We start from the raw sequence: 9,952 nt of genomic DNA on the forward strand, positions 1-9,952 counted from the left end.
TCCCACTAATAACACACTCATTCTTAGTGTAATTAATTTTGCCTAAGTACTTAATAGTCAACAAAGAATTATCTTGCAAACGCAAAGCTCCTACATAGACTTGATGACCCCACAAAATTCGTTTTCTCTTCAGTATTGAACACTTTTTTTCCGAATTGCCATTCCGTTCGATCTAAGCTTAATACCCACGGTTCTGGAATAGACATCATTTCAATGACTAATTTCCCCATGCTGTAGTAATCTATGTCAAATTCGCCCAAGAATCTTTGCAGTCTTTTATAACTAGATTCTTTCTTGGATTTACTTTTGAATCCAATTGATAGGTCTACCAGATTTACTATCTTGACTCGAAATAGAGCGATAAGAAAGAGTGCTAGGAAGCTTAATCTTGCTCCATGCCATTTTAAAATAAGGTTTTAGGGTATCACGGAGCAAGTTAACATTGTTCATAGGGGTTTTGTCTTAAAAAGTGTCCTAAAGGATACCGCTTCGCATATAGTTACTTTTCATGAAACCCTTTTTCTGTAACTATTTTCAACTTTTGTCCTGTACTTAGAATTTAGCCATACTTTCAACATACACCTAATGGGTCGCAGTATCATGCGCGGACAATGATGCAGTTGGCTCATTTTTTGCCTGGCGGAATGAACGGTTACAATGCGGAGAACAACTAATTTGTGATACATTAAGAAATATTACGCACAAAGTCTTATTGCTTGACATATAGTACGTTATCAAGATTTTATAAAATCAACAAAGGAGTGAAGTCTAGATGGTATTGGCACAAACAGCAAATATTGCCTTACAGTCTTTGGTCGTCAATTTTTTTCGGAAGTCCGCAGGTAACTGGAATTCTCAACGACGTTACTATAGTTTGGATAAAAATGTCGCACCTCAAGAAGTAGAAAGTAAACTAAAGATTTCTTTTTTAGAGCAAGGATCGAGAGAGTTAGTTGAATTAGCCCAAAGTCACGAATTAGAAAATCCAGAGGCTTTAATTTGCGGAACAAAGGTAACTTGGGAAAGTAACTATACCAATAAAAATAGCAAGCCCGTGATTGGTTCGACGGTTTTTGGGATCGAAGGAAATATCTTATATCGCGATCGCGGTTTTGCTACACCCAAACCAATTACAGCAGTTTATTCTTTTACCAACCTCGATACAATGAGTTTGCGTACGGAATATAATTCCAATGTATTTGAAGAAGAGATTAAATTAGTTGGCAGTAAATATCGCACCAGACAGACAATTATTTCCCGTGCGGGACAAGAAATTACTATCGGTCAATATCTAGAAAAAAGAATTTAATTTTATTAAATAAAAGAACTAACAATATATGAATAATATATGGATTTAGATAGCGTTCAATTGATGGGCAAATACAATCAATGGATGAATCATAAGATTTATCAGGCTGCTATAGATTTAGGAGATGAAAAAATTAAGCAAGATAGAGGGGCATTTTTTGGTTCGATATTTGCCACCCTCAATCATATATATATTGCAGATATTATTTGGCTAACAAGATTTTCCCGACATCCTCAAGAGTATCAATATCTAAAAAGCTTGCCAAAATTAATCAGTTATACAGATCTAAATGGGAGCGTAGCGAAGAATATAATAAGTTTATTTAAACTTAGAGAGGAGTTGGACGCGGTAATTATTAACTGGTGTCAAGAAATTAATCTAATAGATTTAGAGCAAAATTTGCAATATAAAAATACCAAGCATAATCCATATTGTAAAAACTTTGCTCAATTAGTCCAGCATTTTTTTAATCATCAAACCCACCATCGAGGACAGGTTTCTACTTTGTTTTCTCAGCAAGGAATTGATATTGGAGTTACAGATTTACTCGAAATTATTCCCGATCACATTTGATTTCAATTTAAATAATCTATAATTATTGAACACTTGCGCCAACTGACCAAGAGGGCGAATCTCCTGTAGCGTAAGTTCCCGTGTGACCCACGGTACATAGTCCTTTTTTAAGAATCGCAATATTGGCTGCAATATCTCTATTTTCGCTATTTTTATCTGTAAAGGTAACGTGCTTTTTAGTAGTTTCGTCCAGCTTCCAGCCAGACTGCTTGTATTCCAATACTTCTCGGTTAAGGCAAAGATATTCTAAAGTAAGGTTAGTCACTAGCAAAATTAGGTATTAAGCGTTGCAGCTCAAAAAATTTACTTTGATTAATCCCAAGTTAGAAGCTTCATTAGTATTTCAGGCGATAGAAACAGTTATTCAAGCAGAAATGATTGAAGTAGCTTTAAAGAAGAGCAATAGCCTGGAGTCACGAAGAAGAAAGCTTACATCAAGTTTAGTAGTGTGCTTAATTATTGCCATGAGTTATTGGTCATCTGATTCCATGACGACAGTTTTGAAGAACTTAGTCAACGGATTAAATAAACAATGGACAAAACTAGGGCAATCTTGGAAAACACCAGTCAGTTCGTCAATTACTGAAGCAAGGCAAAGATTAGGGTGTCAAGTAATGAGTCAGAGCTTTAAAATTATTGCGTTCGGTGAACGAATCAATGCTATTGATGTGGGATAGAGGATTTCATTCCTATCGAATGGTCAACAATACCTTGATTCAGGGATGTCAAAAGAAGGCAGAAGACGCTGCGCTACAAGGGCACAAAGGCGATTCGGTTCGCCGCATGTAGGCAGAAGTTTTCTTGTTTGGAAGAGGTGCCGAACGACCCGCCGTTCAACGGCGAGTCGCAAGCGGCACTGCCTTCCGCAGCTTGCACCTCTCCCAAACGCTGTTCCGTCGTCAACGACGGGGCTTGTATCCTGAAGGAAGAAGGAAGAAGTAGTTTTTTCTTCTGCCTTCTTCCTTCTGCCCTCTGCCTTAAGGGCGAAGCCCAGGTCAGTATTCAGGACCCGTTCGGAAGAACGTTAAATTTCCACCTCATAAAGTTTTAGATGATGGTTCTTATTTAAGTTGGATCAATCCCGAGCGCAAGTCAAAGAAAAAAGGTTTAACTAAAATTCTGATTAGAGTTATTGAATATACGATTGAGACCGATGGAGAATTAAAAACATATCGTTTAATTACCAGTTTGATGGACTTGGGTTTGTTTCCTGCTTTATTGTTGGCAGAGCAATATCACCAACGATGGGAAATAGAAAACACCATTGATGAGCTTAAAACTCATCTTTTGGGACGAAAAACTCCAATTCGTTCCCTTAAACCTCGTGAAGTGGTGCAAGAAATTTATGGCTGGCTTTTAGGTCACTATACCATTCGTTCTTTAATGTTTCGAGCAGCTCGTACCGCTGATATTTCTCCTTTGCGCTTAGGTTTTACTGGTACTCTTAAAGTTATTCGGCGAGCCATTCCCGATTTTCAAGACCTGGAAAATGAGCAATTACCCTTTTTTTCTCGCGCTTGATTCGAGATATTTTAGCTGAAAAAATTCCTCCTAGACAAAACCACAATAATCCTAGAGTGGTCAAGAAAACTCGTTCTAAATTTCCCAATAAAAAACCGATTCATCGAGAAACCTCAGTTAGCTCAAAAAAACCTAATTTTGCAATTTTTAACTCTGTCTGATGCTTAACCGAGAAGTATTGAGCAGAGCCTTCGTAAAAAACTGTTTCACTTTTACTCTTTTTCTTTGTGAAAATAAGCATCCAGTTTATTTAGAGTACTAATTCCCCGTTCTGGATTTCCTTGAGCTGCCATAGCTTTAAATCTAGTTTCTGCATCAAATTCTGTTAGGGCAATAGTGCTTAATTCTTCCATTAGTTTATTGAGACTCATGCCTCTAGTTTTCGCTAATGCTTTGAGTCTTTCGTGTTTATCATCAGCAATACGAACCATAAAAGCTGCCATAAATACCTCCTAAATTATTTCTTCTGGTTTAAGAATCTCAATCTGAGGGAACTGTAATTGCGATCGCTTGAAATCATTAATATTTCTGGTCACAATTATTTGAGCATTTCCTGCGACCGCTAATTCAACTAAATGATTATCCGCTTCATCCTTGAGATTAGGTCGCCATAGGTAAAATATTTTTACCCATTGGCAAACACTCATAAAATCAGCCAACAAATCTTTTGCTTATTGGACTGTCAAGGGACATTTAGCTTGGATCTCCTCTCGATTCATTACGTCTAGGTATTCATTCAATAAAGCATTTCCCATCAAAGGCTGATAGTTTCCCCTCAGACATTGCCTCAATAGTTCCCGATTAGCCGATCCTTGTCTCCCAATTAGCGCACCAATATAAACATTAGTATCGACTACTATTTTTGTGACCATGTTTAAATGATAGCTTATATGATATCAAAAATATCATATACTATAATATCATTATTAATTGACCCTAAATCTTATAAAAGCTTTGAAATTTAAGTCGTTTAAAATGTTCTTTGTATACTACACTTTTCTTTTTCACTGTCTGTACTTCGTCATCTAAAACAGTATATTTGAACTGTTTTTAAATGCGTAGCCCCTGGAAGGGAGATAGGGAAGATGGGGGAGACAAGATTAGGTTTTTGCCCAGTAGAGATGGCGGTAATATCGATTTGGAACAATGCCTGACTTTGGGTGAAATCTTTGGTTTAGATTTGCGGAATTGTCGCTTAGTGACTCTTTCCGCTTGCGAGAGTGGCTTAACCGACTTCAAAAGCCTAAGCGACGAATACATTGGTTTACCCAGTGCTTTTTTGTATGCAGGTAGCCCAAGCGTTGTTAGTAGTCTTTGGACGGTGAGCGATCTATCGACTACTTTCTTAATGATTAAGTTCTACCAGAATTTACAGGAGATTGATTCTGTTCCCATTGCCCTCAATCAAGCTCAACTATGGTTGCGTAACCTTACTCAAGAAGAATTTAGAGAATGGAGTAAAGATTTACCCCTGACGGGTGATCAAAGATTTGAAATTGACGGACGTTTTAGGGAAAATGAACATCCTTTTGCATCGCCCTATCATTGGGGTGCTTTCTGTGCTGTCGGTAGTTAATATAATTTCCTGGCACAAATACGCTTTTAGTTAACGATAAAACAAAGGAGAGTTTTGACTATTGCAGTAAATAAAAACACCAAAATTAACTATTGTTGCTATTAAGATAAAATCCAGATTTATAGGACTTACGCATTGACAGAAAAATTTAAATCTGCGGTATTGGTTTTGGGTATCTATAATTTTGGTTTTTTCACTTTTAGGCGATCGCCACCTTTTAAAAGATGTTTGAAATAAGGCTACAATCACCTATTTTCGTTGTCAAAATATAGTAATTTTGTACGATGCGTAAGTCCTAAAAATAATAGTGATGATGTCATTCAGCTCGTGGATTTAGTTTTGTCGGCGACTAAAAGCTCTCTAATTGAAACTCTGAGATTAATTGTTACTGCTGCTGATAGTCGTGGTAAAGGAAAACCTTTTTATCAAGAAATGATGGCTGTTTTAGATAACTAATTTTTTAAGTAAGAGTTCAAAAATATTAGTTTGTCTATCATGTCTTCTGAAGAATTAGCAGCTACGAGTTTAAGCAATCCTGTTAGCTGTTGACCAATAGAGTATTGCTGCTGTGGTGCGAGAACAATTCCTGCGTGAGTCTTTCCTTCAAACATATAGTCTCGGTGTAATTTGCAAAAGTCGCCTATGTTGAAGCTGTAAATAACTCTTTTATTTTGGGTTGACCAGTTTAATTGCTCTTCATCCGAACGTCCCAACATTTGGGCATCAACGACGGTAATTACATCTAGGTCAGCATTTCGTAAAGCTTTAACTAATGCGCTTTTTATTGTATCTTCGTCAAGGTAGAGGCAAATTCGACTCACTGTTAATTTCCTGTCGAATATTCTTCTGCAAGTTGAAGACACTCGCGATCGTAATTAGCAAATTCGGCATCTAACGATTCTTTATTATCGTAATAGTATGCCAAGGCAGAATATATACCTGCTAGCGTAAGATGAGGTTTGTCTTCTACAAGTTCTTCTGGAGTAATTCCAGCTTTAATTTCATTGATAATATATTGAACTGTAATGCGAGAACCATCAATTCTTGGTCTTCCCCCACAAACATCTGGAGTTAATACGATTAACCTACTGATATTAACTGTAGCCGTCATTTTTTTATAATTAACAGGTTTTATACTGTAATTATAGATTAGATTGCCCAACCCTATCGCCGAGGATTGCTGCCTGAAAAATGACAGAAGATCACAGAATGATATCTGGAAGTCTGGGGCGGCTATTTACATTTCCTGCATAATTTTCATACAGCGTTTGAACATCATGTCCTGTTAGTTGAGCTACTTCAACAGGATTCATACCCTGATTCAAAGCATGACTGATAAGTGTGTGACGAGTATTATAGGGCTTTCTGTAATCTACACCTACTTTAGCCAAAACAGATTTCCAGGCTCTATTTCTAAAATTGTGATCGTCTATTGAATTTCCTTTAGGAGATCTAAAAACGGATTGTTCTAAATCAAAATTCTCATACTTCATTGAAAGCAAAAGAGATTGAAGTCGGGATGTCAGGGTAATTGTTCTTGCTCTATTCGTTTTGGTTGCTTTCCTAATACCTCTACTCAAACTTTCTCCAATCCAAACTGTCGAACAGTCTTCATCTAGATGCTTCCAACACAAGCCAATAGCTTCTCCTGTTCTGCAACCTGTGCTAAATAAAAACTCGACAAACTCAACATAATGCGAGTAGTATCTGTCTTGCTCAAACCCTTGAATAATTGCTTTGATCTCATTTGAGGTAAAAGGCTTGGGCATTTGTTTGGGTGGAACTTTTACTCTCTTGATTAAAGGTTTCCAAGGATCGGCTGCAACTATTTCTTGCTCAATACCCCATTGCCAACACGCAGATAACCATACAATCGACTGTTTCAAAGTAACGGGTGCTAATTTACCTAATAGATATTGGTAAAACTGCTCAGAATAATCTGGTTTGAAATCAAAAGCAGACTGGTTCGCTAAATGTAGCGACCCAAAATAAGAATCACTTCGACCCGAAATAATGACGTTTTTGAGACCACATTAAACGAGAATAAAGCAGGCTCAAACCCAGATTAAATAAGACTAGACCCACATTATTCTGAGACTGACCCAAAATAATGCACCTCGACCCACATTAAGTAAGAATAGGCTATAAAGTATACTAGGTATTGATTTTACGCACTTGTCAATAAGTACTCCCTACAAGTGTCTGGATAAAAGGGTCGTTTTTCACTAACTTTTATTACCTAAAATCATGGTTTAATTAAACACATAAACGTTTGATTAAATACATTTAGCTGTTTTTCCCCAACAGCAAGATAAATTGTGGTCACATACGCCTATTTGAGAGTTTCAACCAACCAACAAGATGTTGACAATCAACGTCATGGTTGTCTTGAATATGCGAATAAAAACTCTTTAGGTCACTTAGAATTCGTTTCCGATTCTGTTTCTGGTCAAAAACGATGGCGCGAGCGAGAACTGGGACAATTGCTCACTCAGACTGCGATAGCAGGAGATATCATCATCTTCGCAGAAATCAGTCGTATGGCTCGTTCTACCCTTCAGGTACTAGAAATACTCGAATGCTGTATGGAGCGAGAACTAACAGTTCACATCGCTAAACAACAAATGGTTCTCGATGACAAATTGTCCAGTCGCATTACCGCTACGGTTCTGGGATTGGCAGCAGAAATAGAGCGAGAATTAATTTCTATGAGAACCAAAGAAGCTCTAGCCAAGAGAAAAGCATCGGGCAAACCTTTAGGAAGACCCAAAGGCAGACAGTCAGCCAAACTAAAACTAGACCCCAGAAAAGAAGAAATCAAAGCGTATTTAGACAAAGGAATTAGCAAACGTTCTATTGCCAAGTTAGTCGATTGCGCTCCTTCCACTCTCTACTACTGGCTGGAGCGAAACCAATTAATCAAATCCAAAACCCATCACTAGAGGAATATGAGAAAAACAACTATTCCCCTAGAAACAATTATCGAATTACGCTCTCTACTATCAGGGCTACCAAATCGCAGTTCCGAAAGAAAGACTTTAATTATAGAAACTGCCGAACTGTATGGAGTTTCCACCCAAACGGTTTATCGAAATTTACAACAACACAATTTGCCTCGTTCGACACGCAGAGCCGATTACGGACAACCGCGAGTCATGCCCAAACCAGAATTACTTCGTTACTGTGAAGTGATTGCTGCCCTGAAAATTAGAACCAGTAACAATCAAGGTCGCCATTTATCTACAGTACAGGCAATCAGATTGTTAGAAGAACACGGCATCAATACAGATAATGGTCATATCATCGCGACTCCTGGTTTGCTCAAGAAAACTACCGTTAATCGCTATCTCAAACAATGGGGATACGACAAAGAAAGGTTGTCTCGCCAACCCCCCGCAGTACGCTTTGAGGCAGAACATAGCAATCAATGTTGGCACTTCGATCTTAGTTCTTCTGACCTCAAGCGTCTCAAAAACGCTGTTGAGCTAGAACCAGGAAGAGGCAAGCCATTACTAATGCTTTACAGCGTTGTTGATGACCGCAGCGGGGTCTCATATCAGGAATATCACGAAGTTTATGGAGAAGATACTGGGGCAGCATTAAAGTTTTTGTTTAACGCCATGTCTGCCAAAGACAATCAAGAATTTCTCTTCCAAGGAATCCCCTCAATGATTTACCTGGACAATGGACCAATTGCCCGCAGTCGGGTTTTTCAGAAAGTAATGAATTATCTGGGAATAGAAGTACGCACCCATGTCCCTAAAGGAAAAGATGGCAGAAGAGTTACAGCCCGTGCCAAAGGCAAAGTAGAGCGTCCTTTCCGCACTGTTAAAGAAATGCTGGAAACTCTCTATCATCTCCACCCACCAGAAACCGTGATCGAAGCCAATACTCGACTGATGCAGTTTTTGCTCTACTACAATAAACAGCCTCATAGGAGAGAATCCCATTCTAGAATTGAAGACTGGCTTTCTAATTTAACCAAAGATGGTATCAGACAAATGTGCAGTTGGGATAGATTTTGTACCTTTGCCAGAGAACCTGAAAAGCGCAAAGTAGGAATAGATGCGCGGATTACGGTTGAGGGGGTAGCTTATGAAGTCGAACCCGATTTAGCAGGAGAAAAAGTAATCTTGTGGTGGGGGCTGTTCGACCACGAGCTTTATGTAGAGTATCAAGACTGTCGTTATGGTCCTTACGCACCCATAGGAAAACCCATACCCCTCCATAGTTATCGCAGTTTCAAGAAAACCAATACTCAAAAAAGAGCCGACCGTATTGAAGCTCTAGCCCAACAATTGACTCTACCCCCCTCAGCTATTGGACGGGTGGAATTACCAACAACCGTAGCCGAAAATGTCATTCCTTTCCCAGTACGTTCTTTCGTCGATCCAGACCCCTTTGAGGAGTTGAGATTTAAGAATGCCATTGCAGCTAAGAAAGCTATTGCTCATTACTTAGTTAAACCTTTAGCGAAATTAAATAAAGAGCAAATGGCAGCAGTTGAAGCTATTTTGGAAGAAAGCCTAAATAAAGACGAGGTAATGACCAAAATCAAGGATTATTTTCAAAGATAAACAATATGAGGTAGTTTTTTATGTTTAGTGAAGTAATGGAATTCTTTGGTCTGGAAAAAGAACTCGACCATTTAGGTTTTTTTGAAACTACTTCACAAAAACATTTAGCTAAAGAATTAAAAGTAGCGATCGCCCAAGGCAGATTAATTGCCCTCTCTGGTGTTGTGGGTATTGGTACGGAGTAATGGGGAAAGATTGAGCGTTATTTTAGCGGGACATCCTAAACTCAAGAATGATTTGAGAAGACCCGCTCTTGAAGAAATTGGAGGACGCACTCAAGCATTTTCTATTGAGGGAATTCGGGGAATTGAATCGAAATATATTGAATGGCTTTTGACCCAAGCTAAGTACTTATGCAAAATTAATTGTATATTTTGTTCCAAAATTAATTAAAAT

13 protein-coding genes and 4 pseudogenes are annotated in these 9,952 nt (G+C 38.2%); 10 read left to right on the top strand and 7 right to left on the bottom strand.

Annotated features, from left to right (window positions below; translation table 11 throughout):
• Positions 1 to 134 precede the first annotated feature (134 nt).
• A pseudogene (locus tag I4641_RS24465) lies at positions 135 to 450 on the bottom strand (IS4 family transposase); the annotation flags it as partial.
• A 322-nt stretch (positions 451 to 772) separates the two neighbouring features.
• Here I4641_RS24465 and I4641_RS22355 point away from each other — a divergent pair.
• Positions 773 to 1,309, top strand: a complete 537-nt coding sequence (locus I4641_RS22355; RefSeq protein WP_229642799.1) for a phycobiliprotein lyase — start codon at positions 773 to 775, stop codon at positions 1,307 to 1,309.
• A 39-nt stretch (positions 1,310 to 1,348) separates the two neighbouring features.
• Complete coding sequence (locus tag I4641_RS22360) at positions 1,349 to 1,882, top strand: DinB family protein (RefSeq protein WP_229642800.1); 534 nt, start codon at positions 1,349 to 1,351, stop codon at positions 1,880 to 1,882.
• A gap of 22 nt (positions 1,883 to 1,904) precedes the next feature.
• On the opposite strand, the gene I4641_RS22365 is transcribed toward I4641_RS22360, so the two are convergent.
• Complete coding sequence (locus I4641_RS22365; RefSeq protein ID WP_229642801.1) at positions 1,905 to 2,147, bottom strand: hypothetical protein; 243 nt, start codon at positions 2,145 to 2,147, stop codon at positions 1,905 to 1,907.
• 22 nt (positions 2,148 to 2,169) lie between these two features.
• On the opposite strand from I4641_RS22365, the gene I4641_RS22370 reads away from it, so the two are divergent.
• Together I4641_RS22370 and I4641_RS22375 are read left to right on the top strand one after the other, a co-directional pair.
• Positions 2,170 to 2,559: a transposase domain-containing protein gene (locus tag I4641_RS22370; protein WP_229642802.1), complete on the top strand. Its 390-nt coding sequence runs from the start codon at positions 2,170 to 2,172 to the stop codon at positions 2,557 to 2,559.
• A gap of 322 nt (positions 2,560 to 2,881) precedes the next feature.
• Positions 2,882 to 3,403: pseudogene (locus I4641_RS22375) on the top strand (transposase); the annotation flags it as partial.
• A gap of 212 nt (positions 3,404 to 3,615) precedes the next feature.
• On the opposite strand, the gene I4641_RS22380 reads toward I4641_RS22375, so the two are convergent.
• Both I4641_RS22380 and I4641_RS22385 read right to left on the bottom strand, forming a co-directional pair.
• Positions 3,616 to 3,846 carry a toxin-antitoxin system HicB family antitoxin gene (locus I4641_RS22380; RefSeq protein WP_229642803.1) on the bottom strand — a complete coding sequence of 77 codons (231 nt, stop codon included), beginning with the start codon at positions 3,844 to 3,846 and terminating at the stop codon, positions 3,616 to 3,618.
• Between the two features lie 9 nt (positions 3,847 to 3,855).
• Positions 3,856 to 4,275, bottom strand: a pseudogene (locus I4641_RS22385) (putative toxin-antitoxin system toxin component, PIN family).
• Between the two features lie 182 nt (positions 4,276 to 4,457).
• Here I4641_RS22385 and I4641_RS22390 point away from each other — a divergent pair.
• Together I4641_RS22390 and I4641_RS24000 are read left to right on the top strand one after the other, a co-directional pair.
• Positions 4,458 to 4,979, top strand: coding sequence for a CHAT domain-containing protein (locus tag I4641_RS22390; protein ID WP_229642804.1), 522 nt, complete (start codon positions 4,458 to 4,460; stop codon positions 4,977 to 4,979).
• Positions 4,980 to 5,306: 327 nt separating this feature from the next.
• Positions 5,307 to 5,435 carry a hypothetical protein gene (locus tag I4641_RS24000; RefSeq protein WP_263858326.1) on the top strand — a complete coding sequence of 43 codons (129 nt, stop codon included), beginning with the start codon at positions 5,307 to 5,309 and terminating at the stop codon, positions 5,433 to 5,435.
• Here the strand turns inward: I4641_RS24000 and I4641_RS22395 are convergent.
• The 3 genes from I4641_RS22395 to I4641_RS22405 all read right to left on the bottom strand — a co-directional run bounded on the left by I4641_RS22395 (position 5,432) and on the right by I4641_RS22405 (position 6,865).
• Positions 5,432 to 5,800 carry a DUF5615 family PIN-like protein gene (locus I4641_RS22395; RefSeq protein WP_229642805.1) on the bottom strand — a complete coding sequence of 123 codons (369 nt, stop codon included), beginning with the start codon at positions 5,798 to 5,800 and terminating at the stop codon, positions 5,432 to 5,434. The two genes, I4641_RS24000 and I4641_RS22395, sit on opposite strands and share 4 nt — an antisense overlap.
• Positions 5,801 to 5,802: 2 nt before the next feature.
• On the bottom strand, positions 5,803 to 6,090 hold the full coding sequence (locus tag I4641_RS22400) for a DUF433 domain-containing protein (RefSeq protein WP_229642806.1): 288 nt from the start codon (positions 6,088 to 6,090) through the stop codon (positions 5,803 to 5,805).
• 91 nt (positions 6,091 to 6,181) lie between these two features.
• A complete protein-coding gene (locus I4641_RS22405) occupies positions 6,182 to 6,865 on the bottom strand; it encodes a site-specific integrase (RefSeq protein WP_229642807.1) in 684 nt (227 codons plus the stop codon).
• 432 nt (positions 6,866 to 7,297) lie between these two features.
• Between I4641_RS22405 and I4641_RS22410 the strand changes: the two genes are divergently transcribed.
• The 4 genes and pseudogenes from I4641_RS22410 to I4641_RS22425 all read left to right on the top strand — a co-directional run.
• Positions 7,298 to 7,921: a recombinase family protein gene (locus I4641_RS22410; protein WP_229642808.1), complete on the top strand. Its 624-nt coding sequence runs from the start codon at positions 7,298 to 7,300 to the stop codon at positions 7,919 to 7,921.
• A 21-nt stretch (positions 7,922 to 7,942) separates the two neighbouring features.
• Positions 7,943 to 9,556: an IS481 family transposase gene (locus I4641_RS22415; protein WP_229642811.1), complete on the top strand. Its 1,614-nt coding sequence runs from the start codon at positions 7,943 to 7,945 to the stop codon at positions 9,554 to 9,556.
• A gap of 20 nt (positions 9,557 to 9,576) precedes the next feature.
• Positions 9,577 to 9,741, top strand: a complete 165-nt coding sequence (locus I4641_RS22420) for a hypothetical protein (RefSeq protein WP_229642809.1) — start codon at positions 9,577 to 9,579, stop codon at positions 9,739 to 9,741.
• Positions 9,719 to 9,892: pseudogene (locus I4641_RS22425) on the top strand (ExeA family protein); the annotation flags it as partial. The gene I4641_RS22420 and the pseudogene I4641_RS22425, both read left to right, overlap by 23 nt.
• Positions 9,893 to 9,952: the final 60 nt, after the last annotated feature.

It is taken from the genome of Waterburya agarophytonicola KI4, from assembly GCF_020640915.1.
Taxonomy (GTDB): Bacteria; Cyanobacteriota; Cyanobacteriia; order Cyanobacteriales; family Xenococcaceae; genus Waterburya; species Waterburya agarophytonicola.

Bases quoted from the DNA above. Each gene is read 5' to 3' on its own strand.
- I4641_RS22355 (WP_229642799.1), top strand. From the start codon at position 773: ATGGTATTGGCACAAACAGCAAATATTGCCTTACAGTCTTTGGTCGTC.
- I4641_RS22360 (WP_229642800.1), top strand. From the start codon at position 1,349: ATGGATTTAGATAGCGTTCAATTGATGGGCAAATACAATCAATGGATG.
- I4641_RS22380 (WP_229642803.1), bottom strand. From the start codon at position 3,846: ATGGCAGCTTTTATGGTTCGTATTGCTGATGATAAACACGAAAGACTC.
- I4641_RS22390 (WP_229642804.1), top strand. From the start codon at position 4,458: ATGCGTAGCCCCTGGAAGGGAGATAGGGAAGATGGGGGAGACAAGATT.
- I4641_RS22400 (WP_229642806.1), bottom strand. From the start codon at position 6,090: ATGACGGCTACAGTTAATATCAGTAGGTTAATCGTATTAACTCCAGAT.
- I4641_RS22420 (WP_229642809.1), top strand. From the start codon at position 9,577: ATGTTTAGTGAAGTAATGGAATTCTTTGGTCTGGAAAAAGAACTCGAC.